Genomic DNA, 24,998 nt, shown 5'->3' with positions numbered 1-24,998 from the left:
GGTCTCTTTTCTCGGCCGTTACCTCTAGGGATAGTTATTCGTGGACGGCAGCCGGGGGAGTATCCGGGCTGTTGGAGCGCTTGAGGGGCAACTCGGGCACCAGCAGGCCCAACAGCAAAGCAATCAGGGGCAGAGGCAGGCTCGCCTGGTAGACCCGCGCCACCGCCTCGGCAAACGAGCGCCGCACGGCAGTACGCACCTGCGCCTCGGTGCGTCGGCGCACCTCCGGCGTGAAGCGGGGAGCCATCTCCGTTCCCAGGGCCGCCAGTTCCGCAGCGGCTTGCTCGCCGCCGTTGCGCAGCCGTCCGGGGTCCAGGTGGGTCGCGAGGCTCGCCGGTAAGCGGGCGGCCACCGGCTGTAGGGAGTCCACCAGGGCAGTATTCAGGTAGGCCACCAGCAGGGCTCCGTACAGGGCGGCGCTCACGGTCTGGCCGAGTTGGGCAAAAAACAGCCGCCCGGCGGTGGCCACCCCGACGTACTCGAAGGGCACAGCGTTCTGCAGCGCCAGGTTCGCCTGGGGAAAGGTAGCCCCGGCCCCGAGGCCGAAGATGGCGATCGAGAACCACACCTGGGCGATCGTGGTCGTGAGCGAAAGTTGGGTGAGCAGAAAAATGCCTATCGACATCAGCACCAGGCCGACCAGCATCGCTGCTTTGTAGCGGCCGGTGCGCTGCACGACGAGGCCGCTGATAAAGGAGCTGACGAGCAATCCCAATGTCTCGGGAATCAAAGCCACCCCCGCCTCGGTGGCCGACGCCCCCATCACGTTCACCAGAAACACCGGCAAGAACAAGATGGCGACGATAAAAGTCGCTCCGACCATCACCGACATGGCGCAGATGAGGCTGAAGATTGGAATGCGAAACAGCGACAGCGGCAAAATCGGTTCTTTGGCGCGCAGCTCGGCAAAGACAAACAACCCAAAGCTCACCGCCGCCGCCGCGAGTAGACCTAGCACCAGGGGAGAATCCCAGGCATATTTTTCTTTTTCGAGGCTCAAAGCGACCAGCAGCGGCACGACTGTGAGCATCAACAGCACCGCTCCCCAGTAGTCGATGCTGCGGGTGAGGCCGCTATTGAGGCGGGGCATGAAGGCGACGATGAACGCCAGCGCCAGCAGGCCGAAGGGCAGGTTGATAAAAAAGATCCAGTGCCAGCCGAGGGTATCGGTGAGCACCCCGCCCAGCAGCGGTCCCACGATGCTGCTCAGGGCGAAGACGGCAGCGATGATCCCCTGCAGTTGGGCGCGCTCCGCCGGCACGTACAAGTCGGCGGGGATCGTGAGGGCCACCGAGGTGATTGCCCCGGCCCCCAACCCCTGGATGCCCCGAAACACGACCAGCATCAGCATCGAAGGTGCCAGACCGCACAGAAACGATCCCAGTAGAAAAATCGCGATGCCGATCAGCAAAATATTTTTGCGGCCGTAGAGATCCGAGAGCTTGCCCAGAATCGGCAGCGAGGTGGTGCTCACCAGCAGATACGAAGCCGAAGTCCAGGCCAATAGATCGAGATCCCCCAGGTCCGCCACGATCTTAGGCAGGGCGGCCACGACGACGGTCTGATCGAGCGAGGTCAAAAACAGGGCAATCAGCACCGCCCCCATCACCAGGCGCTTGGTGCGCTCGTCGAGGGCCGTCGTGTAATCGATGGGTCGCTGGTACTGCACAACAGAGTCCCCGGTCACAAGCGCGCATTTACGATGATACCGCCCGAAACTGGGCCGTCGGGTTTTCACACGACTGTCCTGACCGAGCGGCCATCTGAACACCTTCAGCACCATGGCACCCCCCAGGTTCGACGCCGGTGCGAGATGCGCTCTGCAAAAGGTCGACTTCAATAGTCAATCGAGTTTACAATAAATATTCAATTGCGGCACTGTAAACTAGCTGGTTGTACATCATGCTTGGTGAGCGCATTAAACTTGCCCGCCGGAAGGCGGGTTATTCGCTGCGGAATCTGGCGGATAGGATGGGTGGTCGCGTTTCTGCTCAGGCCATTGGCAAATACGAGCGCGGCGAGATGGTACCGGGTTCGGACAACCTGATTGCGCTGAGCCGGGCTCTAGAGGTCTCCGTACCCTACTTGCTGGATAGCCAGGGGATAGAGCTGACCGGCGTGGATTTTCGTGCCCAAGCCGGTATCACCGGAGCAGAGAGGGCACGTGTGCAGACTGAAGTTCTGGAGTGGGTGGAACGCTACTTGCAAATCGAGCGGATTTTAGAACTGGATGACGGGCAATGGGAGATGCCCTTTGCTGAGCCGCGCAAGCTTGCCAGTGTTCAGCAGGCCGAGTCCCTTGCTGAAGAGGTGCGCAACCGCTGGAATTTGGGTTGGGATCCCATCCCAAACGTGACCGAACTATTCGAAGAGCAGGGCTTTAAGGTACTGGTAGTCGGTTTGCCGGCAAAAGTGTCGGGTTTTACTTGTCTGGTACATAGAAGCCAAGCCCAAAGTGCAGTTCCAGTCGTCGTGGTCAATGAGATGTGCTCGATCGAACGCCGTCGGCTGACTATGGTTCACGAGCTGGGGCATCGTCTTATCGATCCCGAGCCGCTTTGCACAAGTGAAGAAGAGAAGGCGGCCACCCGTTTTGCCGGTGCCTTTCTCATGCCAAAAGAGCATCTGATCCGCGAATGCGGCCGGGAAAGACACAAGTTGAGTTACCAGGAGCTTATTGATCTCAAACAACTCTATAAAGTGAGCGGCGCTGCCCTGCTTGTGCGCCTGCGCGACATTGGCGTCATCTCCGATGCCTACCTCACCTATGCCTTCCAGTCGTTTGCGAGAACCTGGCGCAGCCAGGAACCGGAGTCTCTAGAACGCGACCCCACTTGTGCCAAACTTGAACCGGCCCAGCGGTTCGAGCGGCTTTGCCATCGCGCTCTGGCAGAGGGTCTGATTTCCTTGAGCAAAGCTGCAGAACTGCTCCGTCGCCCTGTAAAGGTTGTCGAAAGCGAATTGAAGGGTCCAGTTGCTTCCGATGCGGATCATCATCAGTGATAGCAGTTGCCTAATCGATCTGCACAAAGTGGCTCTGATCGACGCTCTACTGCAACTTCCGTACGAGGTGGTAATCCCAGACTTGCTGTTTGCAGATGAACTTCTCAGCTTCAGCGCTGAGGAGCGAAAAGCCATGATATTGCATGGGCTGAAGGTGCTCAGCTTACCGGGCGAGGGTGTGGTGCGGGCTTCAGACCTGTCCGGACGGCACCCTAGGCTATCGCTCTATGATTGTTTCGCGTTGGTGCTAGCGGAGCGCACACCTGGTTGCATATTGCTTACGGGAGACAACGAGTTACGGCGCTTGGCCGGTACGCAGTGCATCGAGGTGCATGGAGTGCTGTGGGCTATCGACGAAATGCACCGGGTTGGTGCTGCGGCAAGTGAACTGCTTTATTTAGCGCTTCAATCATTTGAGGTTGAGCCCACGGTGCGTCTGCCGCGTTCGGAGATACAGCGACGACTGGCGTTGCTTAGAAAAAACCTACTGCCGTGAACCGCGATATCTCCAGCCTCGATGAGAATATTGCATTTCAAGAAACGACGCGAGAAGCTACAACAGCGTTAACCGAAGGAAAGAGGCCCAGGACTTTTTGACAGTGAGCATAATTGGCAGCGTGCACTTGACTATCAGTGGCGACGGGCGATGGCTGGAGGAGTTCAGGGCACGCGCCGAAGCCAGGACGCCGTACACGCGGGATCTGCACTTCCCCAACTTCCTGCCCCGATTAAAAGCGCTTGGCGCGCATGTGCTTTCAGACGAAGGGAGCCGCCTGAAGGTGGGTGTCGGCATAGTGACGACGGGTATTACCCCCAAAGGCAACAAATGGCTTAATTTCAAGCCGGATCCCGATTGGCCGGAGCCGGTCGAGTTGCCGAAAGACGCGAACACCAAGCTGATCGAGCGGTCGGAACGACACCTGGTCTACACGGCCTGGCAGAAAAGCTTTTGGGCGCCAAGGGTCATCCACTTTCTGGCGCGCGCACACCCAGAACTGGAGTTTTGGTACAAATTCCGTTTCGAGGCGGTGTACGGTTGGGGCAGAGCTAAGGGGCGGGACGTGTTCCACAACCAGTTCAGTGGCGAGGGACAGGAACAGCACTGGCTTGACTTTGAGCTGTGGGAGTACAACCCGCAGTGCAGTCTGTAGTAGCAGCTCGGGCATCCGTAGAATTGAACAGTCCTGTTTACTCGCTCAAACTTACAACCTGCTGGTGAGTACGCTGCCTTGCCTGGAACTGACCCAGCGGGCTTTGGGCGTGTTGCCGCTCCAGGCGCTCGAGGTAGTATTGCAACTGCTCGGACCACTGGCGCAATGCATCGAGATTTTCACGCGCCTGCTCAAGATGTTGGCGGTGGGTTTGCAGGTCAACTCTCAAACGTGGCCGCTCAGACATTAGGGCAACTCCAATCGCTACGAATTCAAGACCCTTCACTTTGGAGAGTACGGTGTTTCGCTAATATTCCTCGACAATACCTGGTGTCACTGCTGCTGGGCAGGAGCCGCCGCTGCCGGGCTTGCTTTGGGAGTGCCGCCCGCGAGGCGCAAAAGCCACTGTTGCACATCGTCGATGCAGGTGAAGACCACTGGTACGACGATGAGGGTGAGCAACGTCGAAGTGACCAGGCCCCCTACCACCGCCACGGCCATGGGAGAGCGCACCTCGGAGCCCGCCCCCAAACCCAGGGCGATCGGCAGCATGCCCGCGATCATGGCGATCGTGGTCATCAAGATCGGCCGCATGCGCGATTCGCCCGCCTGTAACAGCGCTGTGCGCCGCGGTTGGCCCGCTTCGATGGCCATCAAGCCGTACTCGACGAGCAAAATGGCGTTCTTGGTGACCAGGCCCATCAACATGATGATGCCAATCAGCGCGTACAGACCCAGGGACTTGCCGAAGAGTAACAGCCCCAGCACCACCCCGCCCAGGGACAAAGGCAACGAGACCATGATCGTGAGCGGATGCAAAAAGCCGCCGAACAGCAGCACCAGCACCGCGTAGATCAAGAGCACCGCCGCGCCGATGGCGAACCCAAAGCCTTCGAACACGTCGCGCTGGTTCTCGGCGTCGCCGGTGAGCTGCTCGCTCACCCCGGCGGGCAAATTGCGCAACGCCGGCAGCTGGTGCACCTGCGAGAGGGCCGGTCCCAGTTCGGTACCCGGCAGCAGATTGGCTCCCACCGTCACCTGCCGGGCGCGGTCGTAGCGGTCGATCTGCGCCGAACCGCTGCCCAGGTTCACCTCCGCCACCGCCTTGAGGGGTACCAGTTCGCCCGTTGCCGAAGCGACGCGCAGGTCGCGGATCGCCTCCAGGTTGCCTCGGAAGGCCGCATCGAGCTGCACGCGGATGTTGATCTGACGGCCCGGCAGGTTGAACTTGGCCAGATCCGCCTCCCGGTCACCGAGGGTGGCAATCAGGGCCGTGCGGGCAATCGCCTGCACCGAGACCCCCAGTTCGGCGGCGCGGTCGAACTTTGGGCGCACCTGGATTTCGGGGCGCAGGATCGCCGCCGATGAACTGACGTCGGTGAGGCCCGGGAGCGAACGCATCTGGTCGGTCAGCGCCGCGGCGGTGCGGCGCAGGGCGACCGAGTCGTCGCTTTTGAGCACGATCTGCAAAGTCTTGATGCTGTCCCAGTTGCCGCCGGAAAAAGCGAAGCGCACACCGGGAATCGCGATCAATTCCTCGCGCACCGCCGCTTCGAACTTTTGCTTGGAATTTTTGCGCTCGGACTTGGGTTTGAGGGAAATATAAAACTTGGCTTCGTTGATCTTGCCGCTGTTGTCGTAGGTGCCGACGGTGGTCTCCAGTTTGGAAACTTCCTCGCGGCCCATGACGATCGCGTTGACCCGCTCGACCGCCAGGCGGGTCTGGGCAAAGGTCGCCCCCGGCGGCAGCTCGACGGCGAGGGTGCTCTGGTTGTCGTCGACCGCACCGATGAGCGAGGTGGGGATGGTCTGAAACAGGGTGAGGCTCCCGGCGAAGAAGACCCCGGCCACTGCGAGGGTGACCCAGCGGTGGTCGATCGCCCAGCCCAGGAACCGGTCGTAGAGGCGGGCGAGCGCTCCTTTGCCCTCGGCCTCCGGCAAAGGCTGCATCAGGTAGGCCGCCAACAGCGGGGTGAGCATGCGCGCCACCACCAGCGAAAAGAGCACCGCCGCCGCCACGGTGATCCCGAACTGGCGGTAGTACTGGCCCTGGATGCCGCCCATGAAGGCCACCGGCACGAAGACCGCCACGATCGTCATCGTGGTCGCCACCACCGCCAGGCCAATTTCGTCCGCCGCATCGAGGGCCGCTTGAAAGGGCGACTTGCCCATGCCGATGTGGCGCACGATGTTTTCGATTTCGACGATGGCGTCGTCGACCAGAATGCCGATCACCAGGGCCAGGGCCAGCAGCGTCATGCTGTTGAGCGTGAAGCCCAGGGTCTTCATGACCGCAAAGGTTGGAATCGCCGAAAGCGGCATGGCCAGCCCCGCGATCAAGGTCGACCGCCAGTCGCGCAGAAATACCCAGATGACCACCACCGCAAGAGCCGCCCCCAGCAGCAGTGCGTCCACCGAGGCTTCGTAGGATTCGCGCACAAAGTCGCCCACCGTCCAGGTGGGATCGATCCGGATGTCGGCGGGCAGGATTTTTTTGAGTTCGGCGACCTTCTTTTCGACCCCCTCTTCGACATTCACCAGATTGGAACCTTTGGAGCGCACTACCTCAAAGGCCACTCCCGGCTTGCCGTCGAGATAAGCGATCTGGCGCGGCTCGGTGGTGCCGTCCAGCACGCGGCCCAGGGTGTCGAGGCGCGCGTAGCGCCCGTCGGAAAGCAGAATCTGGGTGGCGGCGAGCCGCTCGACGGTGGCGGCACTGCCCAGGGTGCGGATGGCCTGCTCGCCGGGGCCGACTTCGCCCCGGCCGCCGGGCAAATCGATGTTGAGGGCGCGAATCTGACCGTTGAGCTGATCGGCGGTCACCCCGAGGGCCTGCAGGCGGTTGGGGTTCAATTCGATGCGCACCTCGCGGGTGACGCCACCGGAGCGGTAGACCCGCGAGACCCCCGGCACCGTCAGGACTGCCCGGGTAATGGTGTTGTCCACCAGCCAGCTGATTTCGGCGTTGGTGCGTTGCTTCGAGTAGACCGTATAGCCCAAGATCGGTCCCCCCGCCTCGTCGTTGCGCCGCACCACCGGCGGGTCAATGCTCTGGGGCAGTTGGGCGCGAATTTTGGTGACCGCGTCGCGCACGTCGTTGACCGCCCGGTCGGTGTTGGTGCCCAAGAAAAATTCGACCCGCGTCACTGAAGACCCGTCGTTGACCGTCGAGGTGAGACGCTTGACGTTGCCCAGACCGACCACGGCGTCCTCGATCTTGCGGGTCACCTGGGTCTCCAGTTCACTCGGGGCCGCCCCCAACTGGGTGACAGTCACCGAGACGGCCGGAACGTCGATGTCCGGTTCGGCGGCGATGCTCAGGTTCAAAAAGGCGGCCACCCCTGCCACCGTCAGCATCAAGAAGAGGACGACGGTGGGCACCGGGTTGCGGATCGACCAGGCGGAGATATTCCAGCGCATCGAATCACCCCAAAGTGACGCCCATGAAAGGCGACAAGAGTTGTTTTCTAGTGTAGCACGCTCGATTACGCGGAGCCTGTGATACGTGTCCGCGCACAAATTCTACTTGGACTTGCCGGGCTTCTGCTGGGAGTTGACCTGGGCGCGGTAGTCTTTGAGTTTGCGCAGTTCTTCTTCGTATTTGCTGTCGAGTTCGGCGGCTTTTTCCATCGCGCCGACCGCTTCATCGAGGCGCTTGGCTTCGACCAGTTCGGCGGCCTGGTTGTTGTAGGAACCGGCCAGAGGCACGGTCGTCTTCTCGCGCAGGCTCTTGTCGTAGGTGCGCGCCGCCTCCAGATTCTCGATCGCCGCCGCCCACTGCTGTTTGCCGATCGCTTCGCTGGCCAGGTTGAAGTGGGAGGCCGCCAGGTTCTGCTTCGCCAGCTCGTAGGTCGGATCGACCAGCAGCGCCTCGCGAAACGCTTCGACCGCCTCGGCGTTCTTGCCGTCTTTTTGCAACTCGACGCCACGGTTGTTGGCGAGGACCGCTTTGTTGCGGGTCTCGGCCTCCTGGATCTTGCGCTTTTGTTCCGCTTCCTGCTTGGCTGCCTCTTCTGAACCTGGCTGCTGGGGCTGCTGCTGGGTGGTGCTGCCCGGTCCCTTGTACTCCGGTGCCTGGGCAAAAGCAGGGGCATAGCTTGCCGCGAGGCAGGCCGCGCCGAGCCATGCCAGCCAACCCGGTTGATGCCGTTTTTGCATGGAACCACTCAAGAAAATAAGCCTGAACTATGATATCGTCCACGCTGCGGCGCGCGGCGACGAAAGATAGGCCATGGGTGACAATCGGACAAGCGCGACGGTTGGTGACGCCCTCTTCGACGCGAGCGGCCTGTACCGCTACGCGCTGTGGCGGCGTTGGGATGCGATGGGCGAGCAGGTCGTTTTTATTCTGCTCAATCCCAGCGCCGCCGACGCGGCTCGGGACGACGCGACGATTCGCCGATGCCTGGGATTCTCCCGGCGCTGGGGTTTTGGCGCTCTGGCGGTCGTCAATTTGTTCGCCTGGCGCACCGCCAATCCGCGCGCGCTTGCCCGAGTCACCGACCCGATCGGCCCCGACAACGATCGGGTACTGGCGCAGGTCTGCCGGGGCGCCGGACGGGTCGTGGTGGGCTGGGGCAACCATGGCGCTCTCCATAGGCGGGACCAAGCCGTGCTCGCCCTGATCGACGGCGAGGCACACTGCCTGGGACTCACCCGCCGGGGTCAGCCCTGCCATCCGCTCTACCTGCCGGGCGAGCGGCGCCCTGAACCGTTGCGCGCCAAATCAACAGGCAGGACGCACAATCGAGAGTAGACGCGCCAATAGACTGCCATGCCGATGGTCGCCGTGCGAATTGCCCTGGCTGCGCTGTGGCTGGGATTTGTCGCCTATGCCTTTTTGGGGGGGCCGCCCGAGACCCGGAGCCCTCTCCAACAGGCCGCCTCGCTTGCGGATCTGGCCCTGGGCCGTGGCGAACCGCTCTCGGTGGCACTGTTCAACCTGATGGGGCTGATTCCGCTTGCGTATCTGTTCTTGCTCGTTCCCGACGCCCACGGCGAAAAGTTGCCCGCCTGGCCCTTCGCCGTCGCTTCTTTTGCGGTGGGAGCTTTCGCGCTGTTGCCCTACTTGATCTGTCGGCGGCCCCACGGTGTATGGCCCCACATCCCACCAGCCGGACGGGCTGCGCGGCTGTTCGATTCGCGCTGGTTCGCCCTGGCGGTCATGGCGGGTGTGGCGGGCTTGTTCTGGTTCGGTCTTACCCAGGGGAACTGGGCTGCTTTTGCCGAGCAGTGGCGCACCTCCCGCTTCGTGCATGTGATGGGCCTCGATTTTCTGGTGAGCACGGCGCTGTTGCCGCTGCTCATCGGCGACGACCTGCGCCGCCGCTCGGTCAAGCGCACCTGGCCCCTGTGGATAGCCTGTGCGCTACCGTTGTTCGGCCCGCTGCTCTACCTGGTGCTCAGGCCATCTCTGCCCGCACGCGCCGTCTGATTCCATCCGCAGGGGGAAGGAGGTCCCCGCCGTTGCTCCTAGGCTTGGGGTGAGGAACTCAGGAGCCACGTCCATATATGGATGAACAACAAAAAGTATCGGCGGACGTCGAAAAAGCGTTCGAGCAGGGAGTCGGCATGATCCAGCCCGCTGAAGGCCAGCCCGCGCCGGGCGCCCAGGACGGCAATGCCGGGGCAGGGGTCTCAGGCGAAGAGCTTGATACGATCGTCGAGCAGGCCCTCGACAGCGAAGCGCCCGAGGCGGCCCGCTCGGTGGGGGTGCGCAACGCCGTCGAGCAGTTCAATGCTCTCGAAGTCGACGACAAACTGGCGGTGCTCTACTACCTGTACGAGGCGATGGGCGAGTCGGTCACCCCCGCCGCCCCGGGTGCTGCTGATATCGAATTGACCACTGCCTTCTTCGGTGAATTCAACGCCCTCACGGACGGCGATACCCAACTAGAGGCGATGCGCGCCCTGGTGCGCTGCGAGGACAACACCCTCGGCCGCGAGTACGGCAAACTGAGCGAGAATAACAAACTGGTTATCTGGTACCTGCTTGCCGAGCGCATGGGCGACGACGTGATCGGCATGCCCGACGATTACCAACTTGGCGATCTCGGCCAGCAGAATCTGGTGCACGTCAAGGAACTGGATTTCGAGCAGCAAATCACTTTCCTGCGCGATGTCGTCAATCCCATGGGCCACGATCCGATCGAGCGAGCAGTCTAAAGCAGGCTGACAAGCAATGGGCGGGGACGGCAAAAATCGCCTCTCCCGCCTGTGCTTGCGGAGAGTTGTCGGAAGGCATTGCATTCTCCATAGAAACAGAAAATCGATGTCAAAATGTTTCATTCCTGAGGGAGAAGGCTCACCATCTGTTCTGGCTTACTTTGGTCAGTGACGTTCAAGAGGCGCATCGAAATATGGATGAGCAACAAAAAGCAGGTACAGTGAACGAGGCGAACATCGGTTCTGATCTCGAACAATTGCAGGAGACGGATCAGCCCTTGCGCAGCGAAGCGCCCGAGGCTGTTCGCTCCGCGCAATTGGAGCATGCGGTCGGGCAGTTCAACGCACTCGAAGTTGACGACAAGCTGGCCGTACTGTACGGCGTCTACAAGTTGTCCGGTCAAGCGATCGACTCTGCGACACCCGACGATGCCAATTTCGAGATGACCCGCGAATTTTTTGGCGAGTTTGATGCCCTGCCCCAGGGCGAAGCTCAGCTTGAGGCGATGCGCGCGTTGCTGCGCCGCGACGGCAATGCCATCGGTCACATTTATAGCCGGTATACCGAGACCGAAAGGTTGGCCATCTGGCTGCTGCTGGCCAAGCGCATGGGCAGCGACGTGATCGGCGTGCCCGCAGGGTACCAACTGAGCGAGCAGGCTCAGACGATACTGGCGCTGGTCCAGCCCCTCGATTTCGAGCAGCAGATTACCTTCCTGGGTGATACCGTCAAGGACACGGATCGCTAAGACCCTATAGGAAACCATCGCAGCGGAGGGCTGTCCGCCCTCCGCTGCCCGGCAATGGAGGCCCCTTTGCAGACGACTGAACCGATTGACCGCCAACCCGACTCTATAACTCTACCGACGCTCATCGAAAGTTACGTCGACACTTTCAACCGACACGACCTGACGGCTCTAGGCAAGTTGTTTCACCCACAGGCAACGCTTGTTGCGCCAATCAACGTACAAGTGAAAGGCCGCGAAGCGATCGTCGATTATGTTGCCTTTAAGGCAAAGGGAATGTCCATCGAAGTCGAGAACATTGCCGTCGAAGCGGACACCGTGATCCTGGGCGGCCGGGTACGCTGTCCGGCTTTTCGCGTGCGTGCCCACTGGCATTTTCGGATTATCCAGGGCTCGATTGCCCGGCTGCATTTGCGGCTGGTAGCTTCGATGCAGGAACTGTTACCCCTCAAGGATGCAGGTTACGGCGAATAAATTCAGCGCACCCGCAGCGGTTCGAGCAGGGTCAACTGCAGAGGCTGATCGCCCTTGATAAACACCACCGGGGTGCTGGCGACCGCGGCCCCCACGCCGGCCCCCAGCCCGCCTCCAGCCAGGATCGGGATCAGTCCAAGGCCGCCGGTAAATATCGAGACGATGGCGCCCCCGGCTGCACCGATGAGCGCTCCGCTGCCCGCTTCCGCCCCGACGTTGCGCCTCGGGTCGGTCTGGGTGGGCAAAGCCTCGGTCTGGGCCTTGAAGTTGTAGATCCGGTCTCCGATGGCCACCCGTTCAGCCACGAAGCGCGAGCCTTCCGGCCAACTGGAGTTGTCGCGCGGCTCGCGGCTTGCGGTAGCCGGATCCTCGGGCTCCTTGGCCGCCACGGGTCTAAACGATCCCCAAACGGTACTACCCTTGGGGATGACGACGTCCCCGGAGCCGTCGCGCACGTCGTCGGCCACCTGCAGCGTCATCGCCAGGGTGTCCGACGGGTTGTAGACCAGTTCGCGCACCGCCGAGGCGTTGAACTGGGTACCCTTGGGCAGGTCGTACTGGCTGGTAATCACCTCGAAGGTGGGAACCGCCGCGGGAGAAGCCGCAGGCATGGCTGTCTGCGGTGTCCCAGAGGCAGGCACTACGGGGGTGCGCGGTGCCACCTGGGGCGGCGGCGGGATGATGCGCGTCGGCCCGGGTGAGCTGAGCGAGGGCGGGTTGGGGGCGGGTTTAGAGAAGTTGAACTCCCTGGCGGCGACCGTCATCGGGGCCAGCAGACAGCTCGCACTGAAAATAGCGGCAAAAGCCCGACGCATAAAGCCTCCACACAAAATGCGCTAAGGGGTTTGAAATGGCGCAAACCTGCACCGAGATTACCACAAGAACTAGATATGGTGTGCAACTTTACCCTCGTCGGGGAGCAATCGCTAGCGGTGGCTGAGCCCGGATAGGCTCCCCCTAGGGACCGAAAAATGGTAGTCTCACCAACACCACCGGCTGGCATCGGGTGCTAGTTAGTGGTCTGTTTCGGTTGCGGTGGAGAAAAAAGATTGAAAAAGATAGAAGCAATTATCAGGCCTTTCAAGCTCGATGAGGTCAAGATTGCCCTGGTCAACGCGGGCATCATCGGCATGACCGTCAGCGAAGTGCGCGGTTTCGGCCGCCAGAAAGGTCAGACCGAGCGCTACCGAGGCTCGGAGTACACGGTGGAATTTTTGCAGAAACTCAAAATCGAAGTGGTGGTCGACGATGGGCTGGTCGATCTGGTGATGGACAAGATTATGGTGGCTGCCCGCACCGGCGAGATCGGCGACGGCAAAATCTTTGTCTCGGATGTCGATCGGGTGGTGCGCATTCGAACCGGTGAGCGCGACGACGAAGCGCTTTGAGAGGCGTTGGGTGTCATACCGGCTCCGTTTGGGTTGTCAGGTCGGGCCGAGGTGTCAGGTATCGGGTGTCGGGGTGAGCTTACCGACACCCGATATCTGATACCCGATGCCTAGAGCCCCAGTACTTTCTCAAAGCGCTCAAAATCAAAATGGCGATCGAGTAGCTGCTGAATTCGATCGACTTTGGCCGATTCGCGAAAGCGCGCCTGGCCGAAGAGGCGATCGACGATCTCGGTGGTGGCGAGGGTGTCGTGGCCGACGGTGAGGACCGGCACCTGCAGTTCTTCGGCGCGGGCCAGGACCATCTGGGAGGGGGCGAGATAGCCGGTCAGCACCAGGCAGGTGGTGGAAGTCTCCAGGGCCGCAAGCTGAATGTCGGTGCGGTCTCCGCCGGTGATCACAGCTTTGTTGACGGCGTTGCGAAAATATTTGAGGGCGGCGCTGCCGCTCATCGCCCCGATGTGCACCGATTCGACCATCTGATCGAGCCGCTCGCGGCAGCAGAGCACCTCCGCGCCCAGGGTACCCACCAATTCCCCGACGCTGACGCTCTTGAGGGTGGTGTCGGCGGGCAGGACGCCGAAAACACCGATGCGCTGGCGCTCCAAAAACGGCACCAGCACGCTGCCCACATCCTCCTGCTGGTCGACCGGCACATCGTTGAGGATCACTCCCGCCAGTCGATTGCCCAACTGCGAGCGCAAGATGAGCAGCTGATCGATCACCAGATCTTCTTCGTAGCGGCAGACCAACAGCACGCGGGCGGGCAACTGCTCGGCGAGCACCTGCAGCGTCAGCTCGAAAACGGCTCCCTCCTGCGGCGTGCCGGCCCCTTCGATGAGGCGCACCAGCCCCGGCTCCTCGGGAGCAAAATCGGGCAGCCGCTCGCGGTAGTCGACGGTGTCCTCGCCACTCAGGCGGCGGCGGACGCTGGCGCGGTCCAGAAAGACCAGCGGTACCGGCGGTGGCACCGAAGCGCCCAGATACTCGTTCATCAGCACGCAGTCGGCGTCGCGCCACTGCCCGGCCGCCTCCACGGCAATGGTGCCCAGGGGTTTGGCGTAGACCACCTGCCGGCCCGCCGCGCGCAGACGCAATCCGAGGCCGAGGGCGATGGCGGACTTGCCGCTGCAGGGGGTAGTCGAACCGATGAGCAGATTCATGGGAACCGATGGTGAGGAGTATTGGAAAAGAGTCTAGGTGAGAAGCACCGGTAAAGGCTATAAATCTGGGTTGGCCTTTGCAGGAGCGCCGGATGTCCGAACGGTTGGTCGTCTTCGATCTCGACGGTACGCTCATCGATTCGGAAGGGGGAATTGTGCTTGCCATGGAGCGTACGGCCCTGGCCCTGGCCCTGCCTGGGGGCACCGTCGAGCGCTGGCGCAAGCTCATCGGCATGCCCCTACGCGAGCAAATGCCTGCGATTTTGCCCGCGGAGCGCCTCGCGGAAGCCCCCCGGGTGGTGGAGTGCTACCGCGAGGTTTACCGCGAAATCATGCTGCCCATGAGCCGCCCCTTCGCCGGCACCGACGCCCTGGTGCGCGCCTTGCACCGCCGCGGGGTAATGCTGGCCATCTGCTCGGGCAAGCGCGGCCGCTCGATTCGGGAGGTGCTCGCTCAGGCGGGATGGCTCGAATTTTTTGAAACGATCGTCTCCCCGGACGAAGTGATTCGGGGTAAGCCCGACCCCGAATCGCTCAAGCTCGCCCTTGCCCTCACCGGCTTCGGGGTGGGCGAAGCGCTGATGGTGGGCGACACCACCCTCGATATCGAAATGGCCCGCGCCGCCGGGGTGGCCTGCTGTGCGGTCACCTGGGGCACCCACGGGCGCGAGGAGTTGGTCTCTGCTCGGCCGGATTTTTGGGTCGAGACGGTTGAAGAACTGGCCGGGCGCCTCGACCGTTGGCTGGGCTGGAGCGCTTGAGGTTGCCCGGACAACGGCCAGTTGGATGGAACCTCAATGGGCAACGGTTGCATTTCTGACACCTGGCGGTTGGCTTTGCACGACAGTCTGTGGAGCGAGAGGCGGAACCCCCTTCGGGTTCCCCTCTCGCGCTCTCCAACCTCCCCGCCTCGCGGGGCTGCCGGCCCCCCGACACCCCCCGGACTTATTGGCATGGTGGGCGGGAGAGTCGGTGGATGGGCTCGGTTTACTCTTCCAGTGCGTGCACGCTTTGCGTGTCGACTGCGGCGAGAAGTGTGTCTGGCAATAGTGGGGCGATTTGATTAGGGACTGGGGCGGTTGGGGCACAAGCCGTGCGAAATCTGATAAACCGGAAAACATAGGGCGTCTGCTCCAAAACTTGCGGGCGGCTGAACTGAACCAACGGGTACAGCGTCGAAAGTCCAACACCGAATGTCGAGGCAATCGCATGCGCAGTGCACTGGTTTTGTTGCTTATCGGGTCTCTGGCGCTTCCGGGCGCGGTCCAGGCCCAGACCTATCCTTACCAGGGCTCCTCGCCCTATGGATATGCCAATGGGGCCTATCCTCAGACCGGTGGGACCAACAGCGCAGCCCGGCGGGCACAGCTTCAGCAGCGCTGGGCGCAACTGAGCCCCCAACAACGGCAACAAATCATCCGGCGCTACCAGATGAAACAGCGCTCCCAGGGCGGTGCGGGCCGACCCGGCGGATTCGCCCGGCCTTGAGGCACTGCCCTTTTGCCCCAAATGACTTCCTCTTTCCATAAACAAGATATATTGTCTTGATTGATTGTGTTTATGGTGAGGGGTAGAAACATGCGCGCATTTGCGAAGCGCCTCGGCGCGGCGGGGGTTGCAGCTTGGCTGGTCGGCGCCGTTCCGCCCGTCCTGGCGGCCGAGGAAACGAGCTTTGATTCCGGGTATGCTTGCTGACTGTGCGGGGCGACCGGTTGCGCGTACGCCTCGACACCTCGACGGGCGCATCGACGCCTTTTACCACCTCCCAGGGCCGCATCGGGCGCATCGACTACGCCAACACCACCGGCACCGGCGACACCTTCGACGGCCGCGGCCCGGTGGACATCGACAAACTTTACTAAGACCTTCCGCTGTCGTTCTTGGGCGGTACCGACAACCTGCGTGTCCGCTTTGGGCCGCTGTTGCAAAATATCGAACTGTTGGGTTGCAACAAGTACCCCCAGACCGAGGGCCAGCACTTCCGCTGCGCAACTTCCGGCACGACCCGCTGCTGATCCAGATTCTGGACGACAACCACCCGGGTGCCCACATCGACTGGCGCATCAGTCGCGAGTTTGCGCTGCGGGTGCTCTACCTGGCCCTCGACGGCGGCTTTGCGGGCGGCAGCCCGACTACCCCGGGAGGTGTTCCCTTCGGCGGGTCGGGTCTGTTCGGGGGCAGCACCGCCGCGGCCTACCGATTCCGGCTAACCGATCGCCTCTCACTCACGCCGGAGGTGTACTGTATTCTGGGAGCCAACAACGTCAACCAGCAGGGGCTCACGATCGGCAATGTGCGCGCGACGTTCGAATTTTAGAGCAGGTTTCAGGGAAAACCGCTGTCCATCAAACTGTCGTGGTGTTCAAACTGCTTCGCTTGCCAATACTTTCGCAGCCCAACGACCAGCCACACCCTTCGCCGCAGTCGACACGCGTCGTGCAGGCCCTAAAAGAATAAACCCATCCCACCCACCAAGCCTCGTTCCCGACCATGCCGCTAAGTCCGGGGGGTGTCGGGGGGCCGGCAGCCCCGCGAGGCGGGGAGGTTGGAGAGCGCGAGAGGGGAACCCGAAGGGGGTTCCGCCTCTCGCTCCACAGACTGTCGTGCAAAGCCAACCATCAAACGCCAAAAATCAAGCGGCGTCGTAGTCGCTCAAAAGCGCCTCGACAAACTCATAGCTATTAAACGGCCGCAGATCGTCGATCTTTTCGCCCACGCCCACAAAGCGAATCGGCAGCTGCAGCTGCTCGACAATCGCCAGAGCGATCCCCGCCTTGGCCGACCCATCCAATTTAGTGATGACCACACCAGTCAGTCCCGCCGTCTCACCAAAAACCTTGGCCTGCTGCAGCCCGTTCTGGCCGGTAGTCGCATCAAGCACCAACAACGATTCGATGTGAGCATCGATCGCCTGCTTATCGATGATCCGGCGCACCTTGGCCAGCTCATCCATCAAGTTCTTCTTATTCTGCAAACGGCCCGCCGTATCGACCAAAAGCAACTCGACATCGCGGGCCTTCGCAGCGCTGATCGCATCGAAGACGACCGCCGCCGGATCGGCCTTTGGCGAAGGATTGGCCACCACCGTCACCCCGGAGCGCTCGCCCCAAATCGACAACTGCTCGACCGCCGCAGCCCGGAAAGTATCACCGGCAGCGATCAATGTCCTATATCCCGAGCGGGTGGCCAGCGCCGCGATCTTGCCGATTGTCGTCGTCTTGCCGACGCCGTTGACCCCGACGATCAACCACACATTGAGCTGACCACGCTTGGGAGCAAAACCGGTCGGGTCGTCCCCTTCGAGTTCCAGCTGTTTGCGCAGCTGCGATTTAAGAAAAGGCATCACCTGGTCACCGGGGAGCGCTTCGCGGCGCACCCGCTCCTGCAGCGCCGCTAGAATCCGCTCGCTGACGGTGATCCCCACATCGGCCTGCAGCAGCAAACCTTCGAGTTCCTCCAGTTCATCGGGACCGATCGGCCCCCGCCCGGCCAGCGCCTTGACGTTGTTGACCAGGCTGCGGCGGGTGCGCCCGAGCCCGGCGCGCAATTTCTGCAGCCAGGAAATTTCTTCGACAGTGACATCTTCAGGGCGACGACCCTGGGCTGCGAGCACCTCCGCCGACCACAAAAATCCGGGATCCAGTTCAAAGCGGGGCTTTGGCTGAGCAGGCGGCGTCTGGGCAGCGGCCGGTGGCGGAGGCACCACAGGTTCAGGAGCAGGCGGCGGCTCGGGGACCACAGGCGGCTGCACCGGCGGTGCCTCGGGAGTCCGGGGGCGATTGAGAAAGCGCCGCCAATCGAAGACGGGCGGCTCCGCTGCAGGCGGTGCAGCCTCAGCGGCCGGGGGCTCAGGAGCAGCCGGGGCCGGGGGTTCGGGAGGTGATTCGACCGGCCGATTGCGATTGAGAATGCGGCGCCAATCAAACAGAGGGGCACTCGCCGGAGACTCCGGCGGCGGTTCGGCCGGTGGGGCGGGCGGCGGCGGTTCGACCGGAGCGCTCTCGGCCGCCGCCGGTTGAAAAATTGGCGGCGCTTCGACAGACGGCACCACCTCCTCAACTGTCGGCGGTTCCTCAGCCGGCGGCAGCACTTCAGCCGCCGGCGCCTCAACCGTTTCAGCCTCAAAAACCGGGGATATCTCCACCGCTGCAGGCAACTCGGGCTCTGGCGGTTCCACAACAGGTGCCGATTCTTCTTCAGCCACCAGCAAAGCAGGCAGTACCTCGGCTTCCGGCAGTGGCTCGACCGGTACTTCGGCCACCGTCAACGGCTCCGACTCCACCGGCAAAATTTCTTCCTCAGCCACCGGTGCCGCAGGAAATTCCTCAACTGGCGGCTCAACAACCGGTTCTGCCACCGGGGGTTCCGGCACTTCCACCACTGGGCTTTCAAAAGCGGGAGCCGCTTGCACCGATGCAGGCGGAGCCTCGGCGACGGGCGGTTGGGGAGCCGGTGGCGGCTCGACGGGGGCAGCGGGCCTGGTGCCATACAAAACTGCCTGCCAGTCGAAAGCGGCAGGACTGACCGCAGCAGGCGGTTCCGGGGCCGGGGGAGTTGGAGCGACAGCTGGTGGCGGCGGTGGCGGGATGACCGCCTCGGTAACCGGTGGCGTTGCGGTAGAAGGCGGTGGTGGCTCGACCGGTGCGGCGGATTTGGTGCCGTACAGGACCGCCTGCCAGTCGTAAGCGGGCGCACTCGGCGGCTCGATCGGCGGTGCCGTGGGCGCTTCTTCAAAGGCGGCGGGGGCCTCCGGCTCCACCGCAGGCTGCGCGGCCAGTTCCTGGTTGAGCTTTTCTTGGGCGAGGCGTGCCCACTTCATGTAGTCGGGCTCAGCGGCCGGTTCTTCTACTGGTGCGGGCGGCTGGGCTTCGACCGGCTCCTGGGCTTGGGTGGGTTCGGGAGTGGGCTCTTCTTTTTTGTCCTTCTTGATAAATCGATTGAACCAGTTGAAGACCATAGACGCCCCGCGACACCTCTTCTTCTTTTCATCCTAGTCGGCACGCTGCGATCTACCAGAGACCTCCCGTTACCGCAAACCGAGGATGCTCGTCAGCCAAACGGTTGAGCGGTACACACAAAAAGCCTGGGACAAATTGCATGAATCGTCAAAGCGGAGGCTAAAGAGTTTTGGGAAAGAGCCTAAAGAGTTTTAGGAATCGGGCAATCCCCACCTTCAAACGAAAGTATTGATGTTTAAAAACCTGTCTGCCCGGGGCGACACCGATGGAGTGAAGTCGCCCTCAAATCTCGCCTACCAAAAAGCTTGCCTTCAAACCTAAGGAGACGACCGTGCGATATCCATTGTTCATCTTGACTTCTGTGGTGGTGCTAAGCGCCGGTGCCCTGCCGACCCACGCCCAATGGAACCTTACCGGCAACGCAGGGACTACCCCGGGCACCAACTTCGTCGGTACCACCGACAACAAAAATCTGGTCCTCAAGGCGAACAACACCACCGGGTTGCGGATTTTCCCGGGTGGTCCCCCGAGTGTCGTGGGCGGCAGCTACAAAAATAGCGTCACCTCCGGCGTCAAAGGCGCAGCCATTGGCGGCGGCGGCTCGGAAATCAGCCCCCATCAGATCACCGACGACTACGGCACGATCGGCGGCGGCGTCCAAAATCAGGCGGGCGACGGTGCCGGAACGGTTGCCGACGCCGCCTACGCCACGGTGAGTGGTGGGTTTGGCAACGATGCCACCGCCTACGCCGCCACGGTGGGCGGCGGCTACGGCAACAGCGCCCTGCAAAGCGATGCGAGCGTGGCCGGTGGTTCTTTCAATCTTGCGGACGGCACCGGTGCGGGCGTGGCCGGAGGGTTGTTCAACGACGCTGTCGACGATTACGCGGCGGTGGGCGGGGGCTACGGCAATCTTGCCTCCGGCTACCTCTCCACCATCGCCGGGGGCTACTTCGGCGAAGCGACCGGCTCCTACTCCGCCATTTTGGGGGGCTACTTCAACGAAGCAACCAGCACCGGCAGCGTCGCCCTGGGCTGGCGGGCCAAGGCGGTAAACGCCGGAGCTTTTGTCTGGAGCGATCAGTCAGCCGGGGATTTCTCCTCCACCGCCGCCCACCAGTTTCGCGCCCGCGCCTCGGGAGGGGTGACCTTTTTCACCAACAGCGCCGCCACCGTGGGCGCCACCCTCGCCCCCGGCTCCGGCTCCTGGGCGGTGGTGAGCGACCGCGCCCTCAAGGGCAACTTCACCCCCGTAGACGGCGTGCAGGTGCTCGAAAAGCTGGCCGCGCTCCCCATCGGCACCTGGAACTACACCAGCCAGGATCCGGCTGTGCGCCACATCGGACCCACCGCCCAGGATTTTCGCGCCGCCTTTGCCGTAGGCGAAGACGAACGCCACATCAGCACCGTGGATGCCGACGGGGTGGCTCTTGCCGCCATCCAGGGCCTGCACCGGCTGCTTGCCGCTAAAGACGCGCAAATCCAACACCAACAGCAACAGCTCGCCGCACTCCAGCGGCGCCTAGAAGCGATCGAGTACGTCGTCCAGACGCCGCAGTCTCCGTCCTATCGCGCCGCGGCCCACACCCAGTCGGCCAGCCGCTGAATCTATTCCCACCAGCCAGAAGGAGCAAAACGATGCATTTCTATCGCAAGTTTCATTGGGCGGCAGCGGCGTTGCTGTTGTCCGGCGCACCGGCTTTTGGCCAGAATCTACCCCTGGTCGATCTGCAGGCCGAGGCGGCCTGCGCGCAGAAGCCGAGTCCGCTCGAGCGCGAAGCGCGACAACTGCGCCTGCAGGCAATCGTTGCTTACGAACAGGGCGAAAGGGAGCAGGCTTTTGGTGCGCTCACCCAAAGACGGGCGCTGCAGCAGGGGTTGCACCAGGAGCGTTCCGCCTGCCGCGGGCGCTAAGGGGTGACGTTGGTCGGTCTACTCCCTGAGTCAAGCCGCATCTGGCGGTGATCGGTGCCGCCACTGGATTGCACAGGCCCTGCTCGAACGCCACGGCGAAATCCGCCAGACCCTGCCAAACCCCACCAGACCGGTGGAGAGGTTCCAGGGCTTGGCGGCGATGTCGTGGGTGATGGCGCTCATGGGCTCAATCCTAGATAAGCAGCGCGAGAAAACGCTCAGCGGTGACGATGGGCGGCGCGAAGGCGTCGGCAAGGCTCAACAGGTCTTTGTCGCCGGTCACAAAAAAGTCGGCCTGACCGGCGACGGCCAGGGCAAGCAAAGGGGTGTCGAGCGGATCGCGGCAGGGTAAAGTCACAGGTTGGACAGCGGGCATCTTTACAGGGGTGCAGTATGGCAAATAGTCGGCAAGCAATTCGTGTTGTTCCTGGACGGAAAGTCGAAATTTGGGGTAGCCGAGGGCACGGATCAGCTCCGCCGTGGTGAGGGTACAGACAAGCGGCCGGCAGCGGCCCTGCTGCCACTGTTGGCGCAGCGGCGTCAGCCGTCCTTGAACGAATATCAGGGCGGAGAGGACAACGTTGGTGTCCAGCACCACCCGGGGCGGCAGGGTCATTTGCGCGGCTTGCGCGCCCAGCTCACGGCATCGGCGATGTCTTGTTCCTGCAGGCCGAGTTCGGCCAGTTTGGCGCGCACTGCATCTGAGCGCTGAATGCGAACCGGCGTCAGGATAATCCGACCGTCTTTGACTTCTACCTCGAAGTATTCGGCCGATCCCACGGCGTTGGTCACCGCCCTGGGTAAAGTCAGCTGGTTTTTGGCTGTGAGCTTGGCGAGCATGGCGAATTTTGCAAGGATAAAAAGTAAGGAATCCTTACTTTAGTGTATTGCATTCGAAAGTCAACCTGCCGCTGTCTGCGAAGAGACATCCGGATCGAGCCGGTTTGTCACTTGCCGTCCTGGGCGTAAGCTTCCATCGGCAGGCAGGAGCAGATCAGGTTGCGGTCGCCGTAGACGTTGTCGATGCGGCTTACCACCGGCCAGAACTTGTGCTGGTACAGCCAGGGAGCCGGGTAGGCGGCCTGGGCACGGCTGTAGGGGTGCTCCCAGCTATCGGCCAGTAGCACCGCCGCCGTATGGGGGGCGTTCTTGAGCGGGTTGTCGGCGCGGTCGGCCTCACCGCGCTCGATTGCGGCGATTTCGTGGCGGATGGCGATGAGCGCCTCGCAAAAGCGATCAAGCTCTTCGAGCGATTCGCTCTCGGTAGGCTCGATCATGATCGTGCCCGCCACCGGCCAGGAGACCGTGGGCGCATGAAAGCCGTAGTCCATCAGCCGCTTGGCGACGTCGTCCACCTCGATGCCGGCGGTGGTTTTGAGCTTGCGCAAGTCCAGGATGCACTCGTGGGCCACCAGGCCGCCCGCGCCCTTGTAGAGCACCGGGTAGTGGGGCGCCAGGCGGTGGGCGATGTAGTTGGCGTTGAGGATCGCCACTTTCGTCGCCTCGGTGAGCCCTGGCCCTCCCATCAAGAAGATGTACACCCAGGAGATGGTCAGGATGCTGGCACTGCCCCAGGGAGCGGCGGCCACCGCGCCGATGCCCGCCTGGCCGCCCACCTGGGAAACCACCGGGTGGCGGGGCAAAAAGGCGGCCAGGTGGCTTGCCACACCGATGGGTCCCATGCCGGGACCGCCGCCGCCGTGGGGAATGCAAAACGTCTTGTGCAAGTTGAGATGGCAGACATCGGCCCCAAAATCCCCCGGGCGGCACAGCCCTACCTGGGCGTTGAGATTGGCGCCGTCCATGTAGACCTGGCCGCCGCGCCCGTGGACGATCGCGCAGATGCGGACGATCGCTTCCTCGAAGACGCCATGGGTCGAGGGGTAGGTGACCATCAAGGCGGCGAGCCGCGCGGCGTGGGTCGTCGCCTTGGCCTCGAGGTCGGCCACGTCGATATTGCCCTGCTCGTCGCAGGCCACCGGCACCACCTGCATCCCCGCCATCACCGCCGAGGCCGGGTTGGTGCCGTGGGCAGACTGGGGGATGAGGCAGACATCGCGGTGCGCCTCGCCACGACTGTGGTGATAGGCGCGGATGACCAGAAGACCGCTGTACTCGCCCTGGGAACCGGCGTTGGGCTGCAGCGAGACGGCGGTAAAGCCGGTGATTTCGGCCAGGGCCGCCTCCAGTTGCTCGAAAAGAATCTGGTAGCCCCGCGCCTGCGACAGCGGCACAAACGGGTGGAGCTTCGCAAATTCGGGCCAGCTCACCGGGAGCATCTCGGCGGTGGCGTTGAGCTTCATCGTGCACGACCCGAGCGGGATCATCGACGTGGTGAGCGACAGATCCCGGCTTTCGAGCCGACGCATATAGCGCAACAGCTCCGTCTCGGAGTGGTAGCGGTTAAAGACCGGATGGGTGAGGTAGGCGCTCTGGCGTCCAAAAACTTCCGGCGCCTGCACCTGGCTCACTTCCGCGGCCAGCTCGGCGATCGTAAAATCGGGCTCGCCCTCCAGGGCAAAAATGGCGAGCAAATCTTCGAGATCGCGGGTGGAGGTGGCCTCATCGAGGCTGACGCCGATCGTCCGCTCGTCCAGCACCCGCAAGTTCAGGCGCCGCGCCTCGGCGCGCTCGACGATGGTCCGGGTATCGATCCCGTTCAACTCGACGCGCAGTGTGTCGAAGTAAGGAGCGCTTCCCAGAAGGTGGCCAAGGCGCACGAGTCCGGCGGCGAGCGTGCGCGTCAGGCGGTGGATGCGTGCGGCGATGCGGCGCAGGCCCACCGGACCGTGGTAGACCGCATACATGCCGGCCATCACCGCGAGCAGCACCTGGGCGGTGCAGATGTTGCTGGTGGCTTTGTCGCGGCGGATGTGCTGCTCGCGCGTCTGCAGCGCCAGGCGCAGCGCCCGCTGACCGTGGGCGTCGGTAGAGACCCCGACGATCCGGCCGGGGATCTGGCGCTTGTAGGCGTCGCGGGTGGCAAAGTAGGCGGCGTGGGGACCGCCGTAGCCCATCGGCACCCCGAAGCGCTGGGTGTTGCCCACGGCGATGTCGGCGCCGAATTCGCCCGGGGGCACCAGCAGCGCCAGGCTCAATAAGTCCGCTGCCACGGTCACAAGCGCCCCGGCGCGGTGGGCCGCTTCGACGAAAGCGCGGTAGTCGAACAGGGCTCCGTCGGTGGCCGGGTATTGCACCAGGGCACCGAAGCAAGGCTGCACTTGAAAATCGAACGCACGGTGATCGCCCACGATCACGTCGATCCCTAGGGGCAGAGCCCGGGTCTGAACGATGGCGATCGTCTGGGGGTGGCAATGCTCGGAGACAAAAAAGCGCTTAGCCCTGCCCTTGGCTTTGATCCCGAAGCTCATCGCCATCGCCTCGGCGGCGGCGGTACCTTCGTCGAGCAGCGAAGCGTTGGCAATCTCAAGGCCGGTGAGATCGATCACCATTGTCTGAAAGTTGAGGAGCGCTTCGAGACGACCCTGGGCGATCTCGGCCTGGTAAGGCGTGTACTGGGTGTACCAGCCGGGGTTTTCAAGAATGTTGCGCTGGATGACCAGCGGGGTGATGCACTCGGCGTAGCCCATGCCGATGAACGAGCGGAATACCCGGTTTTGAGCGGCAATCGCCCTCAGGCGCGCCAGCACCTCGTATTCGCTAAGGCCTTTCGGCAGCCGCAAAGGCCGTTCCATGCGGATCTGGGCGGGAACGGCGCGCTCGATGAGCGCATCGAGCGACTCAAAGCCCAATGTGGACAGCATGCGCTCCACCTCCCGCCCGTCCGGGCCGATGTGGCGCCCCGCGAAGCGGTCGGTGTAGTCGAGATGTCCTTTGCCATTGGCCAGGGCGACGGCAGGGATGGTTGTATCAGGCGCCGGCTCGGAAGCGTCCTGCCAGAAGGTGTGCAAATCCAGTTCGCGGTCGATGGTCGGTTCGCTCATCGCAAAACGCTCAAAATAGAGGGCCGCCGGTCGGTGCAGCCAGAATCTTTACATCTAAAAGCTTAACTTTTGTGGGCCTCTTGCGGTAACGC

General features: G+C 62.6%; 26 protein-coding genes. 15 read left to right on the top strand and 11 right to left on the bottom strand.

Going from position 1 to position 24,998, the window contains the following annotated elements; translation table 11 throughout:
* Positions 1-34: 34 nt before the first annotated feature.
* Complete coding sequence (locus tag GLL_RS01440; protein ID WP_197530093.1) at positions 35-1,669, bottom strand: MDR family MFS transporter; 1,635 nt, start codon at positions 1,667-1,669, stop codon at positions 35-37.
* 233 nt (positions 1,670-1,902) lie between these two features.
* Here GLL_RS01440 and GLL_RS01435 point away from each other — a divergent pair, with 233 nt between their 5' ends.
* The 3 genes from GLL_RS01435 (at position 1,903) to GLL_RS01425 (ending at position 4,154) form a co-directional block, all read left to right on the top strand.
* Positions 1,903-3,003: a helix-turn-helix domain-containing protein gene (locus GLL_RS01435; RefSeq protein ID WP_011140271.1), complete on the top strand. Its 1,101-nt coding sequence runs from the start codon at positions 1,903-1,905 to the stop codon at positions 3,001-3,003.
* On the top strand, positions 2,984-3,499 hold the full coding sequence (locus tag GLL_RS01430; RefSeq protein ID WP_164928479.1) for a PIN domain-containing protein: 516 nt from the start codon (positions 2,984-2,986) through the stop codon (positions 3,497-3,499). Before GLL_RS01435 ends, GLL_RS01430 begins: the two co-directional genes overlap by 20 nt.
* A gap of 121 nt (positions 3,500-3,620) precedes the next feature.
* On the top strand, positions 3,621-4,154 hold the full coding sequence (locus GLL_RS01425) for a hypothetical protein (RefSeq protein ID WP_164928478.1): 534 nt from the start codon (positions 3,621-3,623) through the stop codon (positions 4,152-4,154).
* 37 nt (positions 4,155-4,191) lie between these two features.
* On the opposite strand, the gene GLL_RS01420 is transcribed toward GLL_RS01425, so the two are convergent.
* From GLL_RS01420 to GLL_RS01410, 3 genes are all read right to left on the bottom strand, one after another.
* Positions 4,192-4,401, bottom strand: coding sequence for a hypothetical protein (locus tag GLL_RS01420; RefSeq protein ID WP_164928477.1), 210 nt, complete (start codon positions 4,399-4,401; stop codon positions 4,192-4,194).
* Between the two features lie 86 nt (positions 4,402-4,487).
* Positions 4,488-7,574 (bottom strand): efflux RND transporter permease subunit, encoded by a 3,087-nt coding sequence (locus GLL_RS01415; RefSeq protein WP_011140268.1) that lies wholly within the window; start codon positions 7,572-7,574, stop codon positions 4,488-4,490.
* Positions 7,575-7,676: 102 nt separating this feature from the next.
* Positions 7,677-8,312: a hypothetical protein gene (locus GLL_RS01410; RefSeq protein WP_011140267.1), complete on the bottom strand. Its 636-nt coding sequence runs from the start codon at positions 8,310-8,312 to the stop codon at positions 7,677-7,679.
* A 73-nt stretch (positions 8,313-8,385) separates the two neighbouring features.
* Between GLL_RS01410 and GLL_RS01405 the strand changes: the two genes are divergently transcribed.
* The 5 genes from GLL_RS01405 (at position 8,386) to GLL_RS01385 (ending at position 11,539) form a co-directional block, all read left to right on the top strand.
* The gene (locus tag GLL_RS01405; RefSeq protein WP_011140266.1) at positions 8,386-8,910 is read left to right on the top strand and encodes a DUF1643 domain-containing protein; all 525 of its coding nucleotides are present in this window, start codon (positions 8,386-8,388) and stop codon (positions 8,908-8,910) included.
* Between the two features lie 18 nt (positions 8,911-8,928).
* Entirely contained in the window at positions 8,929-9,588 is a 660-nt protein-coding gene (locus GLL_RS01400) for a hypothetical protein (RefSeq protein ID WP_011140265.1), read from the top strand.
* A gap of 77 nt (positions 9,589-9,665) precedes the next feature.
* The gene (locus tag GLL_RS01395; protein WP_011140264.1) at positions 9,666-10,319 is read left to right on the top strand and encodes an orange carotenoid protein N-terminal domain-containing protein; all 654 of its coding nucleotides are present in this window, start codon (positions 9,666-9,668) and stop codon (positions 10,317-10,319) included.
* A gap of 65 nt (positions 10,320-10,384) precedes the next feature.
* A complete protein-coding gene (locus tag GLL_RS01390) occupies positions 10,385-11,068 on the top strand; it encodes an orange carotenoid protein N-terminal domain-containing protein (RefSeq protein WP_164928476.1) in 684 nt (227 codons plus the stop codon).
* 66 nt (positions 11,069-11,134) lie between these two features.
* Positions 11,135-11,539, top strand: a complete 405-nt coding sequence (locus GLL_RS01385) for a nuclear transport factor 2 family protein (RefSeq protein WP_164928475.1) — start codon at positions 11,135-11,137, stop codon at positions 11,537-11,539.
* A gap of 2 nt (positions 11,540-11,541) precedes the next feature.
* Here the strand turns inward: GLL_RS01385 and GLL_RS01380 are convergent, their stop codons facing one another.
* A complete protein-coding gene (locus GLL_RS01380; protein ID WP_011140261.1) occupies positions 11,542-12,354 on the bottom strand; it encodes a hypothetical protein in 813 nt (270 codons plus the stop codon).
* A 234-nt stretch (positions 12,355-12,588) separates the two neighbouring features.
* On the opposite strand from GLL_RS01380, the gene GLL_RS01375 reads away from it, so the two are divergent.
* On the top strand, positions 12,589-12,927 hold the full coding sequence (locus tag GLL_RS01375; protein ID WP_011140260.1) for a P-II family nitrogen regulator: 339 nt from the start codon (positions 12,589-12,591) through the stop codon (positions 12,925-12,927).
* 110 nt (positions 12,928-13,037) lie between these two features.
* On the opposite strand, the gene GLL_RS01370 is transcribed toward GLL_RS01375, so the two are convergent.
* Positions 13,038-14,090, bottom strand: coding sequence for a phosphotransacetylase family protein (locus GLL_RS01370; RefSeq protein WP_011140259.1), 1,053 nt, complete (start codon positions 14,088-14,090; stop codon positions 13,038-13,040).
* Positions 14,091-14,182: 92 nt separating this feature from the next.
* Between GLL_RS01370 and GLL_RS01365 the strand changes: the two genes are divergently transcribed.
* The 4 genes from GLL_RS01365 (at position 14,183) to GLL_RS01350 (ending at position 16,407) form a co-directional block, all read left to right on the top strand.
* Positions 14,183-14,851, top strand: a complete 669-nt coding sequence (locus tag GLL_RS01365) for an HAD family hydrolase (protein ID WP_011140258.1) — start codon at positions 14,183-14,185, stop codon at positions 14,849-14,851.
* 448 nt (positions 14,852-15,299) lie between these two features.
* Positions 15,300-15,578, top strand: coding sequence for a hypothetical protein (locus GLL_RS01360; protein ID WP_011140257.1), 279 nt, complete (start codon positions 15,300-15,302; stop codon positions 15,576-15,578).
* Between the two features lie 200 nt (positions 15,579-15,778).
* Entirely contained in the window at positions 15,779-15,952 is a 174-nt protein-coding gene (locus GLL_RS01355; RefSeq protein ID WP_164928474.1) for a hypothetical protein, read from the top strand.
* An 83-nt stretch (positions 15,953-16,035) separates the two neighbouring features.
* Entirely contained in the window at positions 16,036-16,407 is a 372-nt protein-coding gene (locus GLL_RS01350; protein WP_164928473.1) for a hypothetical protein, read from the top strand.
* A gap of 315 nt (positions 16,408-16,722) precedes the next feature.
* On the opposite strand, the gene ftsY is transcribed toward GLL_RS01350, so the two are convergent.
* Complete coding sequence (gene ftsY, locus GLL_RS23370; protein WP_011140255.1) at positions 16,723-19,047, bottom strand: signal recognition particle-docking protein FtsY; 2,325 nt, start codon at positions 19,045-19,047, stop codon at positions 16,723-16,725.
* 332 nt (positions 19,048-19,379) lie between these two features.
* Between ftsY and GLL_RS01340 the strand changes: the two genes are divergently transcribed.
* Together GLL_RS01340 and GLL_RS01335 are read left to right on the top strand one after the other, a co-directional pair.
* Positions 19,380-20,654, top strand: a complete 1,275-nt coding sequence (locus GLL_RS01340) for a tail fiber domain-containing protein (RefSeq protein ID WP_011140254.1) — start codon at positions 19,380-19,382, stop codon at positions 20,652-20,654.
* Between the two features lie 32 nt (positions 20,655-20,686).
* Complete coding sequence (locus GLL_RS01335) at positions 20,687-20,962, top strand: hypothetical protein (protein WP_011140253.1); 276 nt, start codon at positions 20,687-20,689, stop codon at positions 20,960-20,962.
* Between the two features lie 30 nt (positions 20,963-20,992).
* Here the strand turns inward: GLL_RS01335 and GLL_RS01330 are convergent, their stop codons facing one another.
* The 4 genes from GLL_RS01330 to gcvP all read right to left on the bottom strand — a co-directional run bounded on the left by GLL_RS01330 (position 20,993) and on the right by gcvP (position 24,906).
* Positions 20,993-21,145, bottom strand: a complete 153-nt coding sequence (locus GLL_RS01330) for a hypothetical protein (RefSeq protein WP_164928472.1) — start codon at positions 21,143-21,145, stop codon at positions 20,993-20,995.
* Between the two features lie 10 nt (positions 21,146-21,155).
* Complete coding sequence (locus GLL_RS01325) at positions 21,156-21,578, bottom strand: putative toxin-antitoxin system toxin component, PIN family (protein WP_011140252.1); 423 nt, start codon at positions 21,576-21,578, stop codon at positions 21,156-21,158.
* Positions 21,575-21,802, bottom strand: a complete 228-nt coding sequence (locus tag GLL_RS01320; protein ID WP_011140251.1) for an AbrB/MazE/SpoVT family DNA-binding domain-containing protein — start codon at positions 21,800-21,802, stop codon at positions 21,575-21,577. The genes GLL_RS01325 and GLL_RS01320 overlap by 4 nt, the downstream gene beginning before the upstream one ends.
* Before the next feature lie 107 nt (positions 21,803-21,909).
* Positions 21,910-24,906, bottom strand: a complete 2,997-nt coding sequence (gene gcvP / locus GLL_RS01315; protein ID WP_011140250.1) for an aminomethyl-transferring glycine dehydrogenase — start codon at positions 24,904-24,906, stop codon at positions 21,910-21,912.
* Positions 24,907-24,998: the final 92 nt, after the last annotated feature.

It is taken from the genome of Gloeobacter violaceus PCC 7421 (assembly GCF_000011385.1).
Lineage (GTDB): Bacteria > Cyanobacteriota > Cyanobacteriia > Gloeobacterales > Gloeobacteraceae > Gloeobacter > Gloeobacter violaceus.
Note: the sequence above shows the minus strand (reverse complement) of the source record. Positions and strands in the feature narration are given on the sequence as shown.